Source organism: Bacillus sp. MYb78 (assembly GCF_002975115.1).
In the GTDB taxonomy this organism is placed as follows: domain Bacteria; phylum Bacillota; class Bacilli; order Bacillales; family Bacillaceae_G; genus Bacillus_A; species Bacillus_A cereus.
In genome coordinates this window covers 99,649-121,683 of the sequence record NZ_PCOB01000004.1, presented here as the reverse complement: position 1 = coordinate 121,683, position 22,035 = coordinate 99,649, and the positions used below count along the sequence as shown (strand labels likewise).

The following is a 22,035-nucleotide window of genomic DNA, read 5'->3' as shown; positions in this document are numbered from 1 at the left end:
TTTCATTTAGATTTATTATAAAAGTATAACATAATTGCAGGAGGTGACATCTTTATTCCAAACCTTGGAATGGAGAACACACTTGGACATATTAAATATTTTTCTCATCTTTGTACTTATTCTTATTTCTGGCTTTTTCGTTGCATCAGAATTCGCTGTTGTAAAAGTACGAAAAAGTCGAATTGACCAACTTGCAAATGAAGGTAATAAACAAGCTTTAGCTGCAAGAAGCGTCCTATCTAATTTAGATGTTTATTTATCAGCTTGTCAGCTCGGAATTACAATCACTTCTTTAGGGCTTGGTTGGCTTGGTGAACCGACTGTGGAACATATACTACGACCGCTCTTTGAAAAAATTAATATTACTGGAACAATGGCTAACACTTTATCTTTTGTTATTGCTTTTAGTGTTATTACATTTTTCCACGTTGTATTAGGTGAGTTAGTTCCAAAGTCTTTTGCAATTCAAAAAGCAGAAGCAATCACACTCAAATTTGCAAGACCTCTTATTTTATTTGATAAAATTATGTATCCATTTATTTGGTTACTCAATAGTGCAGCTATATTTTTCACAAAACTACTCGGATTAGAACCTGCCAAAGAAAATGAACTTGCTCATTCTGAAGAGGAATTGCGACTCATTTTAGGTGAAAGTTTTAAAAGCGGTGAAATAAACCAAACCGAATATAAATATGTAAATAACATTTTTGAATTTGATGATCGAGTTGCGAAAGAAATAATGGTTCCTCGTACCGAAATGATTTGCTTATCTACTGAAAATACGTTAGAAGAAAATATGGATATCGTCGCAACTGAAAAATATACACGCTATCCAATCATTGAAAAAGATAAAGATGATATCATCGGGATGATTAATACGAAAGAAGTATTCCATGATCAAACGAAAGGTATTTATAAACCACTTGAATCTTATATACATCCTGTTTTAACAGTATTTGAAACAGTTCCAATTCGTAAAACGTTAGTCCATCTTCAAAAAAATCGCGTTCAGATGGCAATCGTTATGGATGAATATGGTGGCACTGCCGGACTTTTAACGATGGAAGATATTCTTGAAGAAATCATTGGAGAAATTCAAGATGAATTCGATGCGGATGAATCACCTATGATTGAAAAGCGTACACCTAAGCTTACTGTTTTAGATGGAAAGGTGCTCATTTCTGAAGTAAATGATATGTTTGGCCTACATATTGATGATAGTGATTTAGATACAATTGGAGGATGGCTTCTCTCTCAAGCAGTTGACTTAAATATTGAAGCTGGTTATTCCATTGAATATGCTGGTTTTCAATTTAAAGTATTAGAACTTGATGGACATCAAGTCAAAAAAGTTGCTGTACATAAACTAGATATTAAAAAGGAGCTATAAAGTGACTGTTTTATTAACAATTTGTACCATTGCCTGTTTCCTTGTTTCATTTCTCGCCTTTATTTATCCCATTATCCCTGGCATACTTGCTGTCTGGGCTGGATATTTAATTTACCATTTCGGTATAAATGGAGGAGAATTAACAACTTCTTTTTGGATTATTCAAGTCATTTTCACTCTTTTCATTTTCGTTGCTGATTTTATTGCAAATGGATATTTCTTAAAAAAATACGGTAGTTCTAAATGGGGCGAACGTGTCGGAATGATTTCTATCATTGTCGGATCGTTCTTCTTCCCACCATTCGGACTTATTATCATACCGTTTTTATCAGTATTTATAACAGAACTAGTGCATAAAAAAGCGCCAAAAGATGCCTTTCTAGTTGGAGTTGCTACTGTAGTTGGTTTTTTAAGCAGTACAGTAGCGAAAGCAATTCTCCAAATCATTATGATTGTCATCTTCTTGTGTTATATCATATTTTAACCATCCCGACTTCGGGATGGTTTTTTAATATGCAATACCTACTCGACTATTTTCATATATGTTTTTCTTACATAGATCCCATGCAAAGTGTGCTGTATCACCCACTGTAATTTTTGATCCACCTTCTGGCAATAAATCTTTTTCAGTTCGATATACCTCTGTCGCCTCACCGTCTATTAAATGTGTCGGACAAACAACTGTCCAACATAAATTATTACTATTACTTAGTACCTTATATGCAGCCAAATGATCTTCTGCTGCTGTTGTCGTTTTCCTTTTTGATTCCGTTGATTGAAAACGATATAAATTTAGATCCGTTCTTGCTTGTAAAATACCAGCCGTTCCTATTGTTATGATCTTATGAACCCCTTCTTCTTCCATTTGCTTAATAATTTGTGGCATACTCTTCGCTAATGTTCCATTTTGATCCGTTCCAAGTGCACTAATTACTATATCGCTTCCTTCTATCGCTTTTTTTATATCATTTTCGTTCAATACATTACCTTCTATCACTCGTAACCTTTCATGTTGTATTTCTATTCTATTTAAATCACGCGCTAATGCAGTCACTTCAGCTGAATCCTTTAATGCTAAATTAATTATGTTTGAACCTACTCGTCCTGTTGCTCCCAATATACATACTTTCATTTGTTTTCCCCCTCTTTCATTCTCTTTCTATTTTTCAATAATATCAATCAATTTACAACAAAAAAGCTTCCTCATATATGAGAGGAAGCTTTATTATTACTTTATTTCTTCTCTTTAGAATCAGTAGACTTCTCGGTTCCGCTTGTTTCTTTATCCTTTTTATCCTCTTGTTGTGTTGTTGTGTCGTCTTCTTTCTTCTTGTCCTCACCTTTACTACAACCTACCATTAATAAAGAACTTGCAAGTGCCATAGCAGTTAATGATTTAACCCATTTGTTCATTTGCGTTTCCTCCCTGTGATAGAATATGTACAACCCCATATTACTCTCTATTTTTAAAGGAGAGATTGAAAAACAGTAAATATACGGTAAATTTTTGTAAATTTACTGATAAAAAAACTAATTTAAATTTACATATTTCATTTCCAATCGATACACAATAAAACTAATTTTTTCTCTAAATGGACATAAAAAAACTAAGGCGCATACCATTCCGCCTTAGTTTCTCATGCAAACTTTTCATTTTCATATAGATGTGTAATCTTATATTCCTTCTTCATAACATATTGCCACACACTATAAGCGTAACGGTTCATTTTCAGGAAACAATTTTCCAAAAATGAGCGGAACTCCGGATTAGCAACTTCCACTGCAACTTGAGCAAACTTTAGAGCTAATCGTTTTAAGTGCGCAATATAACATGTTGCAATATGAATATCCCCTGTATATTTACTAACTGTTTCCTTTTCCATTTCATGCAAACCAAACTCCGTTGTTTCACAGGTTATATGCTGCACATTCTCTCCTTCTTGAAAATTTACTTGTTCATTATATGCTTGTAACATATATGGTAAATGGTGCTGTAATAGATTTTTTAATTCTTCGTCTCTGACCTTTCCAGCATACTCTCCAACCTTGTATATTAGCATATAACTATATCTCATTAACTCTTTCATACAATCCATGAAAGTGCCTCCCTTCTCTAGGGTCTATATGTTATAAATATGATGCTAAAACATTTGCTATTCTTGCTAAAAACCAATCCCATCTACTAATTTTCTCAAAATCTTCTTCAGAAAATCGTTTTGATTTATGAAAGTCTACCTTTAATCGACTCCATACTTCATCAACAACTGTTTTATCATATATGATACAGTTAGACTCACAATTTAAATAAAAACTTCTATTATCAAAATTCGCTGTCCCAATATCAACAATTTCTCCATCAATGATTGTTACTTTCCCATGAAAAAATCCATTTCGATATTGATAAATCTCCGCTCCAGCATGTAACATATCTTTCAAATATGGATAGGCAGCTTGTTTTAACAATATGGCATCACTTTTAAATGGCACGAGAATTTTCACATTAACACCACGATTTAATGCAGCTTTTAACTCTTTCACCATTTCTTTACTTGGTACAAAATATGGTGTAGCGATAATTAAAGACTTTTTAGCCTTTTTTAAAAGTGCCCCATACTTTTCCCATAAGCCTTTTCCATTTGAAAATAAATATTGATATTTTACATTCCCTAATGTCGGTATACTTTCATGTATAGGCATTTTTTCTCCTGTATCTTCTTTCCAATCTTCGGCGAACTTTCTTTCCATATCCGCTGCACCCTCACCATGGATGCGCACGTGATAATCACGCCATGGCCCAAACTTCGGATCTTGTCCAAGGTACTCCTTTCCGATATTAAAACCACCGACGTATGATACCTTTCCATCTATCGTAACAATACGTCTATGATTTCGTTGATGCAAAGAATAGAAAACATTTTTCAGTTTCGGTTTTTTACTAAATGTAAACTTCACACCGTTTTCCTTTAATCGGCTAATTACCTTTTTCTTCAGCTTATATCCACCTATCCGATCGACTGACAATTTCACTTCTACTCCACTAGATGCTTTTTTCTCTAATAACTGTAAAAACTCTTCGCTTATTTCATCTTTTCCTACAATATAAAAATGGATATATATATACTTTTCTGCTTCGTTTATATCCTCAAATAATTTTCTATATAACTCTCCACCGTTCGTATATAGTTGACATTCACCTAATCGAACTTGTCCTAATTCATATTCACTAGCCATTTCCTTCCCCATTTCCACATCGATGTTCATCCAAATGAATACACCTATTAAACAAAGGATTATAGCGAAAAAGTGCTTCATGGATAAATTCCTTTCTCCACTTACTGTTATTTCTATATCTTCCCTTTTTTATTACATTATCATTCAAGAAAATATGTCATTGCATGATATATGTCCATATCAAACAATAGCTCATTTGCATATTGTATGTTGTATCTTAAAATAAAAGGAGGAAATAACAATGGGCTTCGCACATGGTAATGGATTTGCGCTATTAGTCGTATTATTTATCCTCTTAATCATCGTCGGTGCTGCTTGCTTCTGCTAAGTAGCTACTGTCATATGATATGTGGATGAAAAAACTATAAAAGCGGACACCTATTTTTAGGTGTCCGCTTTTCATTTTAAAACCATTTCCGCCTGCTATTGTAACTTAAATGGCTAAACATTTATCTCAAAAGGTTAACAATGTGGCTACTTTCTTACTCTCTGCCTTACGTATATGACGCTGCTCTGCACGTAACACTGCAATACGATGTAATTCTTTCTCTTCTTCTGTTTCAGGGATAACACGCGGTACTGGAACTGGATTATTTTCCTTACTAAGTGCAACAAAAGTAACGAATGACGTTGCCGCTATACGCTTCTCACCTGAAATTAAATCTTCAGCCACTACCTTCACAAACACTTCCATCGAAGTTCTTCCCGTCCAAATTACGAAAGATTCATAACTAACACAATCTGAAGAACGAACAGGATGTAAGAAATCAACCCAGTCCATAGATGCTGTGACACATTCCTTTCTCGAATGTCTGGATGCTGAAATAGAAGCAACCATATCCATCTCCGCTAATATCTTCCCACCAAATAGCGTGTTATGATCATTTAAATCTGTTGGGAATACCCGGCTCGTTTTGAACACCCTTGACTCATTGGCTGTTTTCCCCTTTACTTCTGTCATTGTTATCACCCCTTTAATGATCTATCCCTAATATTTCAATAATCCCTATACTAAATGAACTACATGTTTAATATTAGCAACATTCAGAACTTTTAGTCCACAAAAAAGAACCGATTTTATCAATCGGCTCCTCTAAATACATATTGTTCTTTCGGCTGTTCAACTTTATTCCATTTTGTTACTTCTAATACAGGAATATTCGCATGAAACGGCTGATAAAACTCAGTAGTTATCTCTCCTTCTACTTGAATCCAGTCATCATTATTCCACTCTACGCCTTCTGGTTTTTTCACTAACATACCATATACACCAGAATCCGCTACACAGTGTATAATACCGAAACGGAATAAGAAATATTGTTCTTTTTTAGAAGAATCATCTCTAAAAACAAACCCTTTAAAAGATAATTTTTTCCCAGTAAACTCGCCAGGATAATTATAAATTGTTTCCATGCCCTTTAGGAAGTCTTCATCTTTCAAATTAATATTGTCTTTCGTAACAAACTCTTTCTTCCCTTTTTCCATTACACCGCGGTATCCTTCTTTCCCGTAATAAATGCTCGTATCAGGTCTTAGAAATTGTCTTGTCATAAATGGATCCTTACTTTCTGCTTGTGCAACAGGAAAATGAAATCCTTTCGCCTTAACAATATCTGAATCTAACGTTGCAATCGGGAAAAATAAGCCTGAGATAATTGGAAAACAAAACAAGGAGTACGAAAATGCTTTTTTCCACCATGTATTCTCATCTTTTGAATGATCATGTCCGCAATGGCTATGGTCACAACTGCAATCATTTTTCTCTTTTTCCTTTTGGTGCTCTTTTTGGAAAACGACGATAATTTGTACAATCGTTAAGAAACCTAAAATAATTGCTGCTGTTGTTGATAAATAGGCATACTTCATATTGATATACTTCGTAATGTTACCGGAAATATGAAGCTGCGCAATTAATATTGTAAAACCTAATAATATATATGCTCGAAACATAACCTACCACCCCATCGCATAAATGAGTAGTGAGCTTGCATAAACAACAAGAGTAACTGTAACTATAACAACAATTACAAATTTCGTTTTAAATGTCGCAAGCATCATAAACATATTTTTAATATCCACCATCGGTCCGTAAACGAGGAACGCGACAAGTGAAGCTGTTGAAAACGTACTTTGGAACGAAGAAGCGATAAATGCATCTGCCTCTGAACAAAGTGATAATATATAAGCAAGTCCCATCATAACAGCTGATGAAGAAAACGGACCTTGTCCAATAGCAAGAAGTGTTGAAGTTTGTACAAACGTTTGTACCGCTGCTGCAATTAACGCACCTAGTACTAAATATTTTCCCATTGAGAAGAATTCCTCAACAGCGTGTGTACATACATCCCACATTTTTTTACGTAACGGACGCTTATTATTCACTTCTGGGAAGTGATCATCTCTTAATTGATGTTCTTTAAACATAAAGGATAATATAATTCCAACGATAATTGCTACGATAATCGCTACAATAGAACGATACCATACCATGTGCATACTACTCCCAAAGGCAACGTATGTTGCAAATAAAACAACTGGATTAATAATTGGACCAGTTAACATAAATGCAATCCCTGCGTATGGTGGAACGCCTTTTCCGATTAATCGTCTTACAATCGGAACAATTCCACATTCACAACCTGGAAACAACATCCCTAAAAAAGTAGCTAATAAAACAGACAGAAATCGGTTCTTCGGCATCCATTTAGCCACCATATCTTCTGTCACGAACATTTGAATGAATCCTGAAATAAATACACCAATTAGCACAAACGGAAGTGCTTCGATCAATATGGAGATAAAAATTGTATTCATTTGCAGGAATGCTTTCGGTAATTGAAACAATTCCATGATGTATTTCCTCCAACTTTTCATTAACAATATGTAATTTTAACCCCATTTCATTAATTGGACAAGGATTATATGGCATACATACCCTTTATATACATTACATTGTACAAGTTATATTCTATTCAAAATTTGAGATTTCATAGCAAAAAAGCTGCTCTAGCGTAGTTATATAACTATGCTAGAGCAGCTTTTTTATCGTTAAAAGTAACGTTTCTTCCAAAAAACAAAAGCTAACGTGAAAGATAGTGTTACACATATGATGAGTACAATTACAAAACCGTGGGCTTCCCCTTCAAACGGAACCTTTACGTTCATTCCAAAGAAACTAGAAACCATCGTCGGTAAAGATAAAATGATTGTAATTGACGTTAACAGTTTCATAACACTATTTAAATTATTTGATATAACGGAGCTAAAAGTATTCATCATTCCACTTAAAATGTGACTATATATTTCTGCCATTTCAATAGCCTGTTTATTTTCAATTAATACATCTTCTAATAAATCTTGATCGTCTTCATACATTTTTAAAAATGTACTATTACGCATTAACTTTTGAATTACAATTTTATTAGCCTTTAATGACGTTGTAAAGTATACTAAACTTTTCTCAAGGCCTAACAATGTGAAGATCTCTTTATTTTTCATTGACTGATTTAATTGATGCTCTAAATCAATTGTTTTTCGATTTATTTGCTTTAAGTATCTTAAATAATAAGTAGAAATCGTATATAAGAGCTGAAGTGCAAAGCGCGTCTTCTTAAACGTATAAAATTCTTTAATACGTTGATTAATAAAACGTTCAAAAATTGGATTCTCTTCTAAGCAGATTGTAACAAAACAATCCGGCATCACAATCATACCTATTGGAATCGTGTCATAAATCGAATTTCCTTCTTCGTCATGTCTAACTGTCGGAATATCCACGATAATTAAAGTATTATTGTCTTCCTTTTCAATACGAGAGCGTTCTTCATCATCCAAAGGGTCTTTAATGAAATCTAAGTCTACATTTAAAGTTTGTACTAGATATTGAATTTCTTCTTCTGTTGGATGAAGTACATTAATCCAGCACCCCTTTTGCATTTCCTCAATCTCTTGTAGTTTTCCGTTTCGGTCTGTTAAATATATATTTAACATACTATCACCCCGATTCTTTTTACATGTAGGAATCTACCTCTCTTAAATCACAGTTTTTAAACCGCCATTCTCAGCATATGAAACATACGTTTAAATTTCAATAGAAAAATTATTTTGAAAACGTTTTTATAGGAAAAATATTATAAAGTGAAACTTTAATCAGTGGGTGGCTTCATCCCCCACTGATTATTAGGCCTCACAAATCGGGCTTTTACGGGCTACCCGCCCCCAACCAAACTTCTTTTCTTTCGCTGAATTTTGAGGTGAGGGTCTCACTGCCCGTTAAAGCGGGATAAACATAGAAAAAGACAGAGTGCTCTCTGCCTTAAAAGCTTATGTTGCCTTTATAACATATTTAGAAAGCATCCACAAGTTAAACCCGACTGAAATCGTATAGCCAGCGTATGTTGAAATGATAAAACTTACATAATCGAAATACGGAAGCAATACAATATTTAAAACTATCTTCACAATAATTCCAATCACTAGTCCTAGCACCGTCTTCTGCTGTTGATTGATTCCTTGTAGCATAGCAGCCGTTACTGTAAAAAGAGAAAATAGTATGCAAGCAGGAGCATAATACTGTAAAATGATTCTCCCCATCTCTGGATCATTTCCAGCACCGAATAAAAGAGTATATACAGGTTTGGCTAACACCATCATTCCAATTGCCGCCGGTACCGTAATTGCTACTACTAATACATTTGTTCTCGTAAAATGTTTGTACAATAGCTTCGTATTTCCTGCTGTGTAAGCTTTCGTCATCTCTGGTACGAGAGACATACTAAAAGCTGTCGCAACGGATACCGGGATAAGCACAACCATTTGAACAAGACCAATTATCGCATTAATTTTTTCCGCTTCTCCTTGCATATACCCTATTTGTATAAGTAGTTTATTAATTGTAAATGTATCAATCGTCTGATACAACGGAATTGCTAAGCCCACCACAACAAAAGGAATAGAATATGTAAAGAGCTCCTTATACAATGAGAAAAAAGATTTCGTTGTTTGTGGTATACTTTCCATCTCTTTTTTCTTTAAGTGCCTTCTCCTTCTTATATAATACGCACTTAAAACAGTTAATCCACCTACAGCTCCCATAAATGCACCGAACGTTGAAATACCAACCGCTAGCGAAACAGAAGCTTTTAAAACATATAAAACGGCAAAGCTTCCTATTAAAATGGTTAAAACCCGAAAAAATTGCTCTACAACTACACTTAATGCAGAAGGCCCCATCGATTGGAATCCTTGAAAAAAGCCCCTTAATAAACTCATTACTGGCACAAGTATTAACGCAAAACTTACAATTCGAATATTAGTAGTAACCGCTCCTACACTATTCCCCGTTTGATCATTCCCATCGATGACAAGTTTAGCTAAATGCGGAGCTAGCATATATAACGTAAAACACGAAATGACTCCCATTATAAACATAAACACGATTCCACTTTTCAACACTCTCTTAACCGTATGATAATCATTCAGTTGATCATATTTTGATACCATCTTTGAAACAGCTAGCGGTAATCCCATTGTTGCTATACTGAGCATGATGGTATAAGGACGATATGCATATGTGTATAGAACGTAACCACTCGTACCGACCATCGCTGTAAATGGTATAACATATATAAACCCTAACATTTTTGATATCATCGTTGCCATCGTTAAAAATATCGTTCCACGTATAAACGGTGACCCTTTCATCACATTCCTCCGCTACGCTTTATTATTACACATTATGGACAACTCCTTTTCTTTAGAACCGAAACAAACAAAAAAAGCCAATGAAAAATCATTGACTTTAACGCGCTGCTTTTTTCTTTTTGAAATACTTTAAACCAAAATATAGAGCAATAAAAAGAACAGCTCCTATAATTATGTAATGTGTGTAATCAGATGCATACTCTTTAATTTGTCGCCAATTCCCACCAAGTTTTTCACCTAAGTATATAAATAGAATTGACCATGGAATGATCGCTACAACCGTATAAAGTGTAAATAGTTTTAATGGCATCTTAGCTAGTCCTGCTGGAATAGAGATCGCATGACGTACTACTGGGATAAAGCGCGCAGAAAATATTACGCCTGCTCCATAACGCTTAAACCAACCTTCCGCTATGTCTAAATGATGTTTATTAATAAGTAGATATTTCCCATATTTCTCTACAACCGGACGCCCTCCGTAGTATCCAAGCCAGTATAAAAAGATTTGCGCTAAAGTACCACCAATCGTTCCGGCGATAACTGCACCCACAAAACTAATTTTACCATTCGCTACTAAAAAGCCAGCATACGAAAGTACAATTTCACTCGGGATTACTTCAATCATTAAAGCAAGAGCTACTCCAAAGTAACCTAAGCTTGCAAAAAATTGCAATAACTGATCTATTATGTTTGCTAACATGTTCTTTTTTATCTCCTTTTTTCTTCACATACCATCCCATTATTACATAAAGGCTGCAATCTGCCAATATCTTCATTTTAACAATATGTACAATTCAAGCAGGATTAATCTATTAATTTCTCTTTCTGCGGGTCTTTCATGTAGGCAAACATCTCTTTAATTTGGTCTTCTGTATTTCTAGCAATTGATAAATTAGGCAATTCATTTTCACCAAAAAACTCCACCTCTTCTGTTTCAATACTAGTTTTCTTTTCTCCACCAATAATCTCGCATCCAATGAAAATCTTATATACATGCGTTGCCGATGGAGATGGTTGATTTTTTTCTTTATCAAATATAGCTAGTAACTTAAAATGATCTACCTCATAACCTGCCTCTTCGAAAACCTCTTTTGCTGCAACTTCGGTTGGCGTATAACCGACATCAGCCCATCCACCTGGCAATGCCCATTTCCCATCGCTTTTTTCTTTCACAAATAATAACTTTTCATTTTGAAAAACAACCGCTCTTATATCAACTTTAGGTGTTTGATAGCCTGTCTCACTTGCAAATAATTTCTCTACGACTTCCCAATCTGTTTTCGTGTAATGTGACATCATTGAAATAGAAATATCTCGTAATTGCTGGAAACGCTCAATATCATACCCATCCTTAGAATACGTTAAACCCGCTTGAGCTATAGATTGTATTTGTTTTACCCAATCAATCCATTTAATCGTCATATATCCGCATCCCCATTCTCTATCAAATATATTACTTCATTTTTATTGATACATCTTTATTATACAAAAAAAAGAGATTGATAACGTTTCAATCTCTTTCAAAATTAATCCAATTCATGTAAGTGGTCTTGTATATACTTTCTTCTTTTATTTATATATTCATAAATCATATCAGCCTCTTGATCAAATGTTTCTAATTTTTCTTTCATGTATGGATCTTGTAGTAAATATGGGCGAATCAATTCACACAACCCTTCTACTTTCGGCCTCATAAACGAAACTGTGAATTGATTTTCTAATATTTCTTCCAAAATACTTCGATACTGCTTTCTAAATACAGGTATGTCTAGCAATCTTGCACTTAACGTATTATACCCTTGAATGCGAATATATTCATGATTAAGTGGTCTCCCTTGTACATCTCGCCCCCAAGTCGCATCATAATCCCACGGTATAACTTCAAATAAATTTGTTTCATCGTTATGATATAGTGCATAGTTATGAACGAAACCATCAAAATTTTGCGTAAAAATAACTCCTGCTAACCATCGTAAATATTTATCTACATGTAGAAACTTCCCAATTTCTTTTTCATAGGCTTCCCTCGTCAAAGTATTCGCTTGAAATACAAATTCACTCAGTTGTTCTTCACTATTTTTATTCGAATATTTAAATTCATAACCCGCAAAGAGCTCTGTCTTAACATCTTTATCTCGTTCACTCATTAATGAAAAATTCGCATCATCATCTATCGCATAATAAATAGAACCACTCGGTAATCCTCTATTTTTCAAAAAATTTTCATCAACCGATTCTAACTGTAAATACACACCTTGAATTTGACCATTAATTTTTATTAATACATGTTGTGATTTTGGCGAAAGTACACCAATATCATGAAAAAAATCTAAAGATAATTTATTTCGTATGAGAGACGGATCCATAAACTCCGAATTTAAATGAAACTCTTTCGCACCTTGAAATTTTTTAGGCTTATAAAACATAACATGATAAGACTTTTTCTCAAATTCGCGAATATGAGCCCCACGGTATACGATATCAATGTCATACTTCTTTTTTCCATAAGTTAATTTTGCTGGCACTGGACTATCTGACCAAATGTCCTTTTTCAATTCCACTAAGTACATTGGATGAACAAAAAAATCATATGAAGGCAGCATGTTTTCTCATCCCTTCTCAGTTCTCTTCATTCAATGTATGCGCCTTGTCTTGTCCATACATCCGCAATCATCTATTTATATAAAATTACACTCTTGTCCTGTTCAGAAAGATGCCTACATACATATCATGTTAAGGAAAAAGAATACCTTTTCACTTTAATACATGATAAGGAGGATTTCTATGAAACGTGATATTAGAAAAGCTGTCGAAGAAATCAAAAGTGCTGGGATGGAGGATTTCTTACACCAAGATCCAAGTACTTTTGAATGCGATGATGATAAATTCACTCATCATCATTGTACAACTGGATGTAAATGTACAACTGGGGGTAAATGTCCAAGAACAAGATGTACTCGCGTGAAACATTGTACGTTCGTTACAAAATGTACGCATGTAAAAAAATGGACATTTGTTACGAAATGTACACGTGTACGTGTTCAAAAATGGACGTTCGTTACGAAAGTAACGCGTAGAAAAGAATGCGTATTAGTTACAAAGCGGACTCGCAGAAAACATTGTACATTCATTACAAAATGCATACGCTTTGAAAAGAAATTTTTCTGGACAAAACGAAGTTTCTGTAAAAAATGCGAATTCTTCCCTAACAGACACGGTCACTCTTGCGATGATTCATGTGATCATGGTAAAGACTGTCACGATAGCGGACACAAATGGAATGATTGCAAAGGCGGACATAAATTCCCATCTTGCAAAAATAAGAAATTCGATCACTTCTGGTATAAAAAACGTAACTGCTAGTTTTTATACCACCCAAAAAAGGCCGTTTTGCGGCCTTTTTTACATTTATTGAAAGTGACTTATATCTGCAAATTGTTTCACTTTACCAATACCCTCTTCAAATTCTATTATGCTCAAACTGGCACTATGCATAAATGGATCATCCCACACATTTTCTATTTCCATTCCCGCGAAATGCCCTATAAGTAATTTTGCTGCTGCCGCATGAGAAACAATCAATATGTTTTGTCCTTTATGCCTCTCTAAAAGAAGCTGCATCCCTTCAATTACTCTTTCATAAACGGCCTCGAAATTTTCGCCTGATGTTGACTGAAAAAGATGTGGCTCATTCCAAAATAGATGTACTTCTTCTGGAAATTGCTTTTCTATATCCGCGATTGTTTGTCCTTCCCATATACCCATGTTGATTTCATAGAAATGCTCATCCGCTATAATGGGTATATCACGTTCCCCTTTTATTAACTCTGCCGTATGAAGTGTTCTTTCGCTCGGACTACTATAGATCGCATGGATTGGTAAATCTTTCATTCGATTCCCTAATTGTTTCGCCTGAACTATACCATTTTCAGTTAAAGCAGAATTTTTTCGTCCCTGCATTCGCTTCGCTACATTCCACTCTGTTTCACCATGCCTTGTTACATATATAGTTGTTTTCATTTCTTACTCCCCCTCACCATGTTGGTCGTAATTCCCACGGTTCAACTCTCCCTACAATCCACTCCGCTCGTTTACTTTCAATCCCTTTTATAACTCCATCAGCTATCTCTTCATGAGTAAGCCATCTTCCATATGTATCTTCTAAAATAAAACCTAAAATAATTCTATAATAAATACATCGCGTACTCCCTATTTTTTGTGCAGGCATACGTGATGCTTTACTACCTAAAATATGAAATAAACTATATGTTTTAGACGACAAATCTAGTTCTTTACAAATATTTGATAGTGCATGCTTTGCACTTGTGTGTACCCATGCAACAACTAATGTGATCGGGCCATTTTTCTTAATTGTACTTTTAATAGCTAGCTTTACATCTTCATCATTATGATAATCTAACGAAAGGCATGTAATATTTTCTGGTGCAGAACTCATTCGCTTAACATTTTCTAAATTCACTTCATCTCGCCCGATAATAGAAACATAAAATCCTTTCTCACAAAGCCACATAGAAACTTTCTTTAGCATTCCTGTTCCACCAATTACAAGTGCATGCAAATGCTATCCCTCCCTAATAAAATGTCATATGAGGTTTCTCATCTCTATAATAATTTAAACGGTCTTGCAGTGTCCCTGAGTGAAACTCAAATTTATGACCGTCAGGATCAACAAAGTATATAGATTCGCAATCTCTTACATCACGTTCTCTTCCTTGTAAAATATGAACATCATTTTCTTCTAATCGCTGTATTAGACATTTAAAGTCTTCTTGTTCAACAGAAAATGCAATGTGCGTATAAGATTGATGAATCTCATTTCTCGGAATATGCGTCTCTTCATTAAGCGCTATCCATACTCCACATATGTTAAAATAAGCCAATTTTCTTCCTTTAACTAATAATTCTCCTTCTAATACTTTTTCATAAAACATAATAGAGTTTTCTAAATTAGATACCGAAAAACAAATATGATTGATTCCCCTTAACAACTATAATTCCTCCTTATACAAATAAAAGATGAGCGAAAATTCACTCATCTTTTATTATACTATTTTTTTGTAATATATGCCCATTTATAACTGAAGTCCCCGCCAAACGTATGGTTAGCAATGCCTTTTACAAACGGCTTCTCTAAATAAGCTGTACTTTGTTGGTACGTAGGAGAAATTGCTGCGTCTTGACCAATTAAGATTTTTTCAGCTTCCGCAAGTGCATTCCAGCGTGCTTTATCATCTTTTAATAGCTCTCCTTTTGATTTCGCTACTAAATCATCATACTTCGGATTAGAATAATCCATTTCATTAAATGAGCTTCCAGTAACAAACATATCAATATAAGTCATTGGATCCGGATAATCAGGACTCCATGCAGATAATGAGAATTCATATTGGAATTTCTTTTCTAAATCTAGCTTCTGCTTGTATGGTTGCTGTTTCAAATTCACTTTAATACCAGGCAAGTTTTTCTCTAGTTCTTCCTTAATAAAGTCGCCTACTTTTTTACGGCTACCGTTATCATCGTTTAGTAATTCAACCGTAATTGTATCTTGCCCAAGCTCTTTCTTCGCTTCTTCCCATAATTTTTTGGCTTTCTCTGCGTTATCTTTACTATCACGGAAGTTTTTATTTACAGAGCGGAAATCTTTTCCATCCGGACCTGTCGTGAATTTTTCAGGTACTAAGAAATATGCTGGCAATGAACCGTCATTTAAAATGACATCAGCAATTCCTTTTTTATCGTATGCTAAATCAATCGCTTCACGTACTTTTTGGTTTTTAAATGTTGCATTTTTTTGGTTAAAACGTAAGAAATATATGCGTGGATCTAACTTCGTTTTAAATTCATCTGGCTTATTCTTTTTATATTTATCAACAAATTCAGAAGTTAAAATAACTCGATCTGCTTGATCACTATCATATAAATTTACTCCCGTGCTTGTTTCCTTCACAATACTTACATTAATTTCGTCTAACTTTACAGTATCTTTATCCCAATAATTAGGATTTTTCTTTAACTGATAATTTTGTTCATGTTTCCATTGACTCATTGTAAATGGTCCATTATATACTAATTTATCTGCTTCTAATCCGTATTTATCTCCTTGCTCTTTCACATATTTTTCATTTAATGGGAAAAATGTAGGGAACGACGTAAGCTCAAGAAAATAAGGTGCTGGTTGCTCTAATTCTACTACCAACGTTTTATCATCCTTCGCTTTAACACCCAATTGATCTGCTGGTAATTCACCTTTATTTACTTTCTGTGCATTTTTCACATCAAATAAAATGAATGCATATTCTGCCGCTATTGCTTTATCTAATGTACGTTGCCATGCATATACAAAATCTTGTGCTCGAACTGGATCACCATTTGACCATTTCGCATCACGTAATTCAAATGTATATGTCTTTTTATCTTCACTAATCTTCACATCTTTTGCCATACCTGGTGTTGGTTTATTATCTTTATCTAGACGATATAAACCTTCCATTGCATTTACAAATACACGGAAAGATACAGAATCCGTTGATTTAGATGTATCCATTGAAGGAATTTCAGCTGTTTCTAGCAAATTTAAAACTTGTTTATCAGCCATTCCCTTATTCGATTCTTTCTTCGTTGTCGAAGCCTTCTCACCATTCCCACATCCTGCAACCAATACACTCGTCGTTAACGCAAGTGCAGCAATTGTTGTTGTCTTTCTCTTCATTCTTCCTTCCCCCAATCTATATGTATAAGTTAAATCCTATATAATATATTTCATTATACAAAAGATTCTGATTATTTTAAATATTTATTTTAACAAACATAGAAAAAAGCGATCGGAAATTTCTTTCCAGCCGCTTTCTTGAATAGCATTTACTTGTAATCCATCCTCTATATCAAATGGATTTTGAACTTTAAATATTTCTTCCATCAGCTTCAAAAACTCTTCTTCAGTTTTAGATTCACCATTAACCATAAGTGAGTATGGTTCCACTTCACCTAATTTATAATCGACAACAAATTGAATCTTCACCTTTTGTCTTGGCGTTCCGGTGTTATATCCTTGGAATTCTACTAATTCTAACCCTTCCGTTCCACGATAATATATCCAACCTGAATTTTGAAAATAATTTTCGAAAGATTCACCTATTGAAAAGAAAGGATATTCATAAAGCGAGCTTGTACGAACCTTTTGAATAACGTCTCGATCAGTCGGAAAAAAGAAATGACTAAAAAATATGCTAGCAACTGCTAAAATAGTAACAATTGTCGCTCCCATTTTGCTCGTTCCGCCGCTATCATTGATTAGATAGTTTTCAACTGATTTATCTTTTATTTCTCTTGCTTTTATTCGGTATATACGTCTTTCCGCAAATTGATAGTATAATCCATTTGCAAAAATCCCCATTCCAAACAGAATAAAAATGAGTAATAAAAACGTCAAAGGCACCATATTAATGATTGGCAACGCTACATTAAATCCCATATAGTACGAAAATGCATCACAAGCTACTAATAACAGCATAAATAAAGCAGCTGGTATATAATATTTACGATATCCTAGCCAGCCTATATTGAAAATTGCAGCCCAACCATTCCAACTCCACCTAGCAATCCGCTTATTCTCAAGTTCCCATTTCCTTTTGTAATACGGATATTGTCTCCCTACATATACTTCTAGTTCTTTATCTATTAACGAGCTACCTTCCTCTTGTTCATTATCCAAGTTTCGCTGACAACTTGCACAATTTAACTGTTCCTCCTCGCAAGGTTGCCCACAATTTATACATTTCAAAACAATCCCTCTTCCCATCCATACGTCATTTCAAAATACCTTCGTGTTTTAATAACCACTCTTTCCTCCATAAACCACCAGCATATCCAACAAGCTTTCCACTCTTTCCTATTACACGGTGACATGGAACAATTATTGAAATTGGATTTCGACTATTTGCCCCTCCTATTGCCCGTACAGCTTTTATATTTCCAACTTTCTCTGCAATATCTAAATATGAAGCACTTACGCCGTATGGAATAGTATAAAGTGCATCCCATACATTTTTTTGAAATGCTGTTCCCTCCGCAGACAGCGGGACCGTAAACTCTTTTCTTTTCTTTTCCCTTTAAAATATTCATCTAACTCATTTATACATTGTTCTATCATTTCATTTTTATTTTCTTCTTGTCGTTCATCAACAAATATAACAGACGTAATTCCTTCTTGATTCGCTGTAATTTCAAGCAAACCTACTTCGCTTTCATAATAAGCCTGGTACATATGCCATCCTCCAATTCAGTTCATATTAGTCATTGTAACACGAATATACAAAATTTTTCGTATAAGCGTTTTATTAGAGAAACAAAAAAGAGAATGGTAAAATATAAGAAAATTCAATCAAGGAGGCTATTTGATGAATTCCAAGCTTTTTTCACCTTATACAATTAAGAACGTTACACTAAAAAATCGTATCGTTATGTCGCCTATGTGTATGTATTCATCGGGGAATGAGGATGGCAGCGTTACGAATTTTCATCTCATTCATTATGGAACTCGCGCTGCTGGCCAAGTAGGTTTAGTTATGGTTGAAGCAACTGCGGTGTTAGCTGAAGGACGAATTTCTAACAAAGATTTAGGTATTTGGGATGACAACCTAATTGAAGGCTTACATAAAACGACTACTTTTATACATGATAACGGCGCAAAAGCTGCCATTCAACTCGCTCACGCCGGAAGAAAAGCAGAATTAGAAACAGATGCGTTAGCTCCTTCAGCCATTCCATTTAATGAAACAATGAAAATGCCAATAGAAATGAGCAAACACCAAATTAAAAATACTGTATTAGCTTTTCAGCAAGCTGCAGTACGATCAAAACAAGCTGGATTTGATGTTATTGAAATACACGGTGCTCACGGTTATCTTATTAATGAATTTCTTTCTCCGCTTTCCAATAAGCGGACTGATGAATATGGTGGTTCACCTGAAAACCGCTATCGTTTCTTACGCGAAATCATTGACTCGATAAATGAAGTTTGGAACGGACCGTTATTTGTCCGTATTTCAGCAAATGATTATCATCCTGAAGGGTTAACAGTTCAAGATTATGTTCAGTATACAAAATGGATGAAAGAACAAGGAGTAGATTTAATCGATTGTAGCTCTGGAGCTGTTGTCCCTGCACGCATCGATGTTTATCCTGGGTATCAAGTACAATATGCTAAACATATTAAAGAGCATGCTAACATTGCAACTGGTGCAGTGGGATTGATTACGACTGGGTCACAAGCAGAGCAAATTTTAAATAATAACGAAGCAGATTTAATTTTCATCGGACGTGAATTACTTCGCAATCCGTACTTCCCAAGAATAGCGGCCAATGAACTTGGCTTTGAATTGCAAGAACCTCACCAATATAAGCGAGCACCAGGAAAAATTCATACGAATAAATAAAACCGAGAAGTCATTCTTCTCGGTTTTATTTATTCTATCGTTGTAATTTCATTTGAATTATAAGTATGGATACCCGATTCTTCTCGCAGCGCGGTTATATACATACCTTTCGCCACATCTTTAGCTGAAATTGGTTTATACTTTTTGAAAGCCCCTTTAAAAATAAAAGGAATAATACGAGATAACTTTTCAGCCATTCGTTCGCCGAAACGAAATTCTTGTCGGTTTCCTACTAATAATGATGGTCTAAAAATGTGAATACCACCGATTACTAACTTTTGCAATTCTTCTTCCATTTTTCCTTTCACTTGTGAATAAAAGAAAAATGATTTAGGATTCGCTCCCATAGAAGACACAACAAGGAAATTTTGCACCCCTTGTTTTTCAGCTAAACAAGCAGCTCGTAACGTATATTCATAATCTACTTTTTTAAAATTTGCTTTTGTTTTTGCTTTTTTTATTGTTGTTCCTAAGCAACTAAAAACATCATCCACAGCAAAGAACTCTTTATATTCCTCTAATACCGAAAAATCAACTTGTTTCTGCTGTAACTTCTCATGTTGAAATTGCATTGGCTCTCTTACAAAAATAGTAACCGAATCGTAGTAATCTGATTCAAGTAATAGACGCGTTATCTCTTGTCCAACTAAACCACTTGCACCAAGTATTAACGCTGTTCGCTTATTCATATATGCATATACCTCTTATTTTACTTTTCTCTCCTTCAGTAAAATACAACCTTTAGGAGTTTCCTGCTCTTATTTTACCACAAGTAAAACACTATGCGTACGCATAGTGCTTTACTCACTCTTTTTTCTCATCTCTCTCTTGTAATTTCGTTATTGTTGTAGCGTCCCCTAAATTACTTATTAATCTTCTTAAAAAAATTAATACGAAAGATAATGGCAATACTACCGCTAATATTAATAAAATAGCTTCCATTAAGTAACCCAAGCGCTCATCCCCCTCTTTACCTCCTTTTCAATATATGAAAACAGCGTTGTCACATATGCATGCATTTGCAAAAATAATACACCTTTATTTGACAACTTTATAACAAAACAAATCGGAATGATTATTATTTATTGCAACTTTATTAAAGATGTATTATACTAAGTTCGCAAACTAAAACGTAATTATTCCGTTTTGTATTAAAATGATATTTTTCTTCTATAATTGGGGAAAATATATCCGTAAAAAAGAAAAGAGGAGAACTTCATGCCTAAAAGATTGACTATATTTTCATTCTTACTTATTTTTACCTTAATTTTCGCTGGCTGCTCAAATAAAAAAGAAAGTAATGCCAAGAAAGATGGAAAGCTAACAGTTTATACAACGATTTTCCCACTTGCTGATTTCGCAAAGAAAATCGGTGGCGACTATGTAAATGTTGAAGCAATTTACCCACCTGGTGCAGATTCACATACATTTGAACCAAGTCAAAAACAAACAGTACAAGTTGCAAAAGCCAATTTATTCGTTTATAACGGCGCTGAATTAGAACCATTTGCTGAAAAAATGGAAAAAACATTACAAAAAGAAAATGTTAAAATTGTAAATGCATCTAAAGGTATTGAGCTTCGTGCTTCTACTGAAGAAGAGCATCATGATCATGGAGATGGCCATAAAGAAGATGAACACCATCACGATAAAGACCCGCATATTTGGTTAGACCCTACTCTAGCAATGAAACAGGCAGAAAAAATTAAAAATGCACTTGTAGAATTACAACCTGAACATAAACAAGAATTCGAAAAAAACTTCGCAGCACTTCAAACTAAATTTACTGATTTAGACGATCAATTTAAGGCAGCTGTAGCGAACGCAAAAACGAAAGAAATTTTAGTTTCTCATGCTGCCTATGGTTACTGGGAACAACGATACGGCCTAAAACAAATTCCTATCGCTGGAATTTCAGCTTCTGATGAACCATCTCAAAAACAGCTTGCTGACATTACAAAAACAGTAAAAGAACATAATCTAAAATATATTTTATTCGAAACGTTCTCTACTCCAAAAGTAGCATCTGTTATTCAAAAAGAAACTGGTACAAAAGTTTTACGCTTAAATCACTTAGCTACTGTTTCTGAAGATGATGCAAAAAATAATAAAGATTACTTCACTTTAATGGAAGAAAACGTAAACACATTGAAAGAAGCAACAAACTAATCCATTATATTTTCTAGGCAGCTGAATCTAGTATTCAGCTGCCTTTTTATGTATTTATCCTTGACTTGACCAAAATAACAAGTAAAA

General features: G+C 34.3%; 25 protein-coding genes and 1 pseudogene. 6 read left to right on the top strand and 20 right to left on the bottom strand.

Annotated elements, in window-relative coordinates; all coding sequences use genetic code 11:
• The first annotated feature begins 82 nt into the window (after positions 1-82).
• Together CQ064_RS11375 and CQ064_RS11370 are read left to right on the top strand one after the other, a co-directional pair.
• Positions 83-1,390 carry a hemolysin family protein gene (locus CQ064_RS11375; RefSeq protein WP_000353735.1) on the top strand — a complete coding sequence of 436 codons (1,308 nt, stop codon included), beginning with the start codon at positions 83-85 and terminating at the stop codon, positions 1,388-1,390.
• A gap of 1 nt (position 1,391) precedes the next feature.
• Positions 1,392-1,874 carry a DUF456 domain-containing protein gene (locus tag CQ064_RS11370; protein ID WP_000217340.1) on the top strand — a complete coding sequence of 161 codons (483 nt, stop codon included), beginning with the start codon at positions 1,392-1,394 and terminating at the stop codon, positions 1,872-1,874.
• A gap of 24 nt (positions 1,875-1,898) precedes the next feature.
• On the opposite strand, the gene CQ064_RS11365 is transcribed toward CQ064_RS11370, so the two are convergent.
• From CQ064_RS11365 to cls, 4 genes are all read right to left on the bottom strand, one after another.
• Positions 1,899-2,522: an NAD(P)-dependent oxidoreductase gene (locus CQ064_RS11365; RefSeq protein ID WP_000861650.1), complete on the bottom strand. Its 624-nt coding sequence runs from the start codon at positions 2,520-2,522 to the stop codon at positions 1,899-1,901.
• 101 nt (positions 2,523-2,623) lie between these two features.
• The gene (locus CQ064_RS11360; protein WP_001045960.1) at positions 2,624-2,803 is read right to left on the bottom strand and encodes a hypothetical protein; all 180 of its coding nucleotides are present in this window, start codon (positions 2,801-2,803) and stop codon (positions 2,624-2,626) included.
• A 224-nt stretch (positions 2,804-3,027) separates the two neighbouring features.
• Entirely contained in the window at positions 3,028-3,486 is a 459-nt protein-coding gene (locus CQ064_RS11355; protein ID WP_000340543.1) for a spore coat protein, read from the bottom strand.
• 31 nt (positions 3,487-3,517) lie between these two features.
• On the bottom strand, positions 3,518-4,702 hold the full coding sequence (gene cls / locus CQ064_RS11350) for a cardiolipin synthase (protein WP_003291637.1): 1,185 nt from the start codon (positions 4,700-4,702) through the stop codon (positions 3,518-3,520).
• 160 nt (positions 4,703-4,862) lie between these two features.
• On the opposite strand from cls, the gene CQ064_RS11345 reads away from it, so the two are divergent.
• On the top strand, positions 4,863-4,949 hold the full coding sequence (locus tag CQ064_RS11345) for a YjcZ family sporulation protein (RefSeq protein ID WP_000505094.1): 87 nt from the start codon (positions 4,863-4,865) through the stop codon (positions 4,947-4,949).
• 126 nt (positions 4,950-5,075) lie between these two features.
• Here CQ064_RS11345 and CQ064_RS11340 read toward each other — a convergent pair whose 3' ends face one another.
• The 8 genes from CQ064_RS11340 to cotH all read right to left on the bottom strand — a co-directional run bounded on the left by CQ064_RS11340 (position 5,076) and on the right by cotH (position 12,927).
• The gene (locus CQ064_RS11340) at positions 5,076-5,582 is read right to left on the bottom strand and encodes an acyl-CoA thioesterase (RefSeq protein WP_000141164.1); all 507 of its coding nucleotides are present in this window, start codon (positions 5,580-5,582) and stop codon (positions 5,076-5,078) included.
• Positions 5,583-5,701: 119 nt separating this feature from the next.
• Positions 5,702-6,571: a TIGR03943 family putative permease subunit gene (locus CQ064_RS11335; protein WP_000488059.1), complete on the bottom strand. Its 870-nt coding sequence runs from the start codon at positions 6,569-6,571 to the stop codon at positions 5,702-5,704.
• Between the two features lie 3 nt (positions 6,572-6,574).
• The gene (locus CQ064_RS11330; RefSeq protein WP_000418716.1) at positions 6,575-7,471 is read right to left on the bottom strand and encodes a permease; all 897 of its coding nucleotides are present in this window, start codon (positions 7,469-7,471) and stop codon (positions 6,575-6,577) included.
• Between the two features lie 198 nt (positions 7,472-7,669).
• Positions 7,670-8,611: a magnesium transporter CorA family protein gene (locus tag CQ064_RS11325; RefSeq protein ID WP_000932389.1), complete on the bottom strand. Its 942-nt coding sequence runs from the start codon at positions 8,609-8,611 to the stop codon at positions 7,670-7,672.
• Between the two features lie 333 nt (positions 8,612-8,944).
• Positions 8,945-10,324 (bottom strand): putative polysaccharide biosynthesis protein, encoded by a 1,380-nt coding sequence (locus CQ064_RS11320; RefSeq protein ID WP_000678841.1) that lies wholly within the window; start codon positions 10,322-10,324, stop codon positions 8,945-8,947.
• Between the two features lie 97 nt (positions 10,325-10,421).
• The gene (gene uptA, locus CQ064_RS11315; protein ID WP_000880691.1) at positions 10,422-11,024 is read right to left on the bottom strand and encodes an undecaprenyl phosphate transporter UptA; all 603 of its coding nucleotides are present in this window, start codon (positions 11,022-11,024) and stop codon (positions 10,422-10,424) included.
• A gap of 104 nt (positions 11,025-11,128) precedes the next feature.
• Positions 11,129-11,746: an NUDIX hydrolase N-terminal domain-containing protein gene (locus CQ064_RS11310; protein WP_000153575.1), complete on the bottom strand. Its 618-nt coding sequence runs from the start codon at positions 11,744-11,746 to the stop codon at positions 11,129-11,131.
• Positions 11,747-11,850: 104 nt separating this feature from the next.
• A complete protein-coding gene (cotH, locus tag CQ064_RS11305; protein ID WP_000938004.1) occupies positions 11,851-12,927 on the bottom strand; it encodes a spore coat protein CotH in 1,077 nt (358 codons plus the stop codon).
• 181 nt (positions 12,928-13,108) lie between these two features.
• Between cotH and exsB the strand changes: the two genes are divergently transcribed.
• A complete protein-coding gene (gene exsB, locus CQ064_RS11300) occupies positions 13,109-13,687 on the top strand; it encodes an exosporium protein ExsB (RefSeq protein ID WP_000817498.1) in 579 nt (192 codons plus the stop codon).
• Between the two features lie 45 nt (positions 13,688-13,732).
• Here exsB and CQ064_RS11295 read toward each other — a convergent pair whose 3' ends face one another.
• The 6 genes and pseudogenes from CQ064_RS11295 to CQ064_RS11270 form a co-directional block, all read right to left on the bottom strand.
• Positions 13,733-14,344: a phosphoserine phosphatase 1 gene (locus CQ064_RS11295; RefSeq protein WP_000858830.1), complete on the bottom strand. Its 612-nt coding sequence runs from the start codon at positions 14,342-14,344 to the stop codon at positions 13,733-13,735.
• Between the two features lie 13 nt (positions 14,345-14,357).
• Positions 14,358-14,903: a short-chain dehydrogenase gene (locus CQ064_RS11290; protein ID WP_000543127.1), complete on the bottom strand. Its 546-nt coding sequence runs from the start codon at positions 14,901-14,903 to the stop codon at positions 14,358-14,360.
• A 13-nt stretch (positions 14,904-14,916) separates the two neighbouring features.
• Positions 14,917-15,333, bottom strand: a complete 417-nt coding sequence (gene fosB / locus CQ064_RS11285) for a FosBx1 family fosfomycin resistance bacillithiol transferase (RefSeq protein ID WP_000943769.1) — start codon at positions 15,331-15,333, stop codon at positions 14,917-14,919.
• 59 nt (positions 15,334-15,392) lie between these two features.
• Positions 15,393-17,054 (bottom strand): peptide ABC transporter substrate-binding protein, encoded by a 1,662-nt coding sequence (locus tag CQ064_RS11280; RefSeq protein WP_000824273.1) that lies wholly within the window; start codon positions 17,052-17,054, stop codon positions 15,393-15,395.
• A gap of 84 nt (positions 17,055-17,138) precedes the next feature.
• Entirely contained in the window at positions 17,139-18,143 is a 1,005-nt protein-coding gene (locus CQ064_RS11275) for a DUF2628 domain-containing protein (protein WP_003274183.1), read from the bottom strand.
• A 7-nt stretch (positions 18,144-18,150) separates the two neighbouring features.
• Positions 18,151-18,608: pseudogene (locus CQ064_RS11270) on the bottom strand (methylated-DNA--[protein]-cysteine S-methyltransferase).
• Positions 18,609-18,741: 133 nt separating this feature from the next.
• On the opposite strand from CQ064_RS11270, the gene namA reads away from it, so the two are divergent.
• Positions 18,742-19,779: an NADPH dehydrogenase NamA gene (gene namA / locus CQ064_RS11265; RefSeq protein WP_001086179.1), complete on the top strand. Its 1,038-nt coding sequence runs from the start codon at positions 18,742-18,744 to the stop codon at positions 19,777-19,779.
• A 29-nt stretch (positions 19,780-19,808) separates the two neighbouring features.
• On the opposite strand, the gene CQ064_RS11260 is transcribed toward namA, so the two are convergent.
• Together CQ064_RS11260 and CQ064_RS33600 are read right to left on the bottom strand one after the other, a co-directional pair.
• Positions 19,809-20,468, bottom strand: coding sequence for an oxidoreductase (locus tag CQ064_RS11260; RefSeq protein ID WP_001042732.1), 660 nt, complete (start codon positions 20,466-20,468; stop codon positions 19,809-19,811).
• A gap of 115 nt (positions 20,469-20,583) precedes the next feature.
• Positions 20,584-20,733 (bottom strand): hypothetical protein, encoded by a 150-nt coding sequence (locus CQ064_RS33600; protein WP_000540932.1) that lies wholly within the window; start codon positions 20,731-20,733, stop codon positions 20,584-20,586.
• Between the two features lie 264 nt (positions 20,734-20,997).
• On the opposite strand from CQ064_RS33600, the gene CQ064_RS11255 reads away from it, so the two are divergent.
• Positions 20,998-21,948 carry a metal ABC transporter substrate-binding protein gene (locus tag CQ064_RS11255; protein WP_001126153.1) on the top strand — a complete coding sequence of 317 codons (951 nt, stop codon included), beginning with the start codon at positions 20,998-21,000 and terminating at the stop codon, positions 21,946-21,948.
• Positions 21,949-22,035: the final 87 nt, after the last annotated feature.

Bases quoted from the DNA above. Each gene is read 5' to 3' on its own strand.
- CQ064_RS11355 (WP_000340543.1), bottom strand. From the start codon at position 3,486: ATGGATTGTATGAAAGAGTTAATGAGATATAGTTATATGCTAATATAC.
- CQ064_RS11340 (WP_000141164.1), bottom strand. From the start codon at position 5,582: ATGACAGAAGTAAAGGGGAAAACAGCCAATGAGTCAAGGGTGTTCAAA.
- CQ064_RS11260 (WP_001042732.1), bottom strand. From the start codon at position 20,468: ATGAATAAGCGAACAGCGTTAATACTTGGTGCAAGTGGTTTAGTTGGA.
- cls (WP_003291637.1), bottom strand. From the start codon at position 4,702: ATGAAGCACTTTTTCGCTATAATCCTTTGTTTAATAGGTGTATTCATT.
- exsB (WP_000817498.1), top strand. From the start codon at position 13,109: ATGAAACGTGATATTAGAAAAGCTGTCGAAGAAATCAAAAGTGCTGGG.
- CQ064_RS11295 (WP_000858830.1), bottom strand. From the start codon at position 14,344: ATGAAAACAACTATATATGTAACAAGGCATGGTGAAACAGAGTGGAAT.
- CQ064_RS11310 (WP_000153575.1), bottom strand. From the start codon at position 11,746: ATGACGATTAAATGGATTGATTGGGTAAAACAAATACAATCTATAGCT.
- CQ064_RS11255 (WP_001126153.1), top strand. From the start codon at position 20,998: ATGCCTAAAAGATTGACTATATTTTCATTCTTACTTATTTTTACCTTA.
- CQ064_RS11360 (WP_001045960.1), bottom strand. From the start codon at position 2,803: ATGAACAAATGGGTTAAATCATTAACTGCTATGGCACTTGCAAGTTCT.
- CQ064_RS11335 (WP_000488059.1), bottom strand. From the start codon at position 6,571: ATGTTTCGAGCATATATATTATTAGGTTTTACAATATTAATTGCGCAG.
- CQ064_RS11320 (WP_000678841.1), bottom strand. From the start codon at position 10,324: ATGAAAGGGTCACCGTTTATACGTGGAACGATATTTTTAACGATGGCA.
- CQ064_RS11275 (WP_003274183.1), bottom strand. From the start codon at position 18,143: ATGGGAAGAGGGATTGTTTTGAAATGTATAAATTGTGGGCAACCTTGC.
- cotH (WP_000938004.1), bottom strand. From the start codon at position 12,927: ATGCTGCCTTCATATGATTTTTTTGTTCATCCAATGTACTTAGTGGAA.
- namA (WP_001086179.1), top strand. From the start codon at position 18,742: ATGAATTCCAAGCTTTTTTCACCTTATACAATTAAGAACGTTACACTA.
- CQ064_RS11325 (WP_000932389.1), bottom strand. From the start codon at position 8,611: ATGTTAAATATATATTTAACAGACCGAAACGGAAAACTACAAGAGATT.
- CQ064_RS11365 (WP_000861650.1), bottom strand. From the start codon at position 2,522: ATGAAAGTATGTATATTGGGAGCAACAGGACGAGTAGGTTCAAACATA.
- CQ064_RS11330 (WP_000418716.1), bottom strand. From the start codon at position 7,471: ATGGAATTGTTTCAATTACCGAAAGCATTCCTGCAAATGAATACAATT.
- uptA (WP_000880691.1), bottom strand. From the start codon at position 11,024: ATGTTAGCAAACATAATAGATCAGTTATTGCAATTTTTTGCAAGCTTA.
- CQ064_RS11280 (WP_000824273.1), bottom strand. From the start codon at position 17,054: ATGAAGAGAAAGACAACAACAATTGCTGCACTTGCGTTAACGACGAGT.
- CQ064_RS11345 (WP_000505094.1), top strand. From the start codon at position 4,863: ATGGGCTTCGCACATGGTAATGGATTTGCGCTATTAGTCGTATTATTT.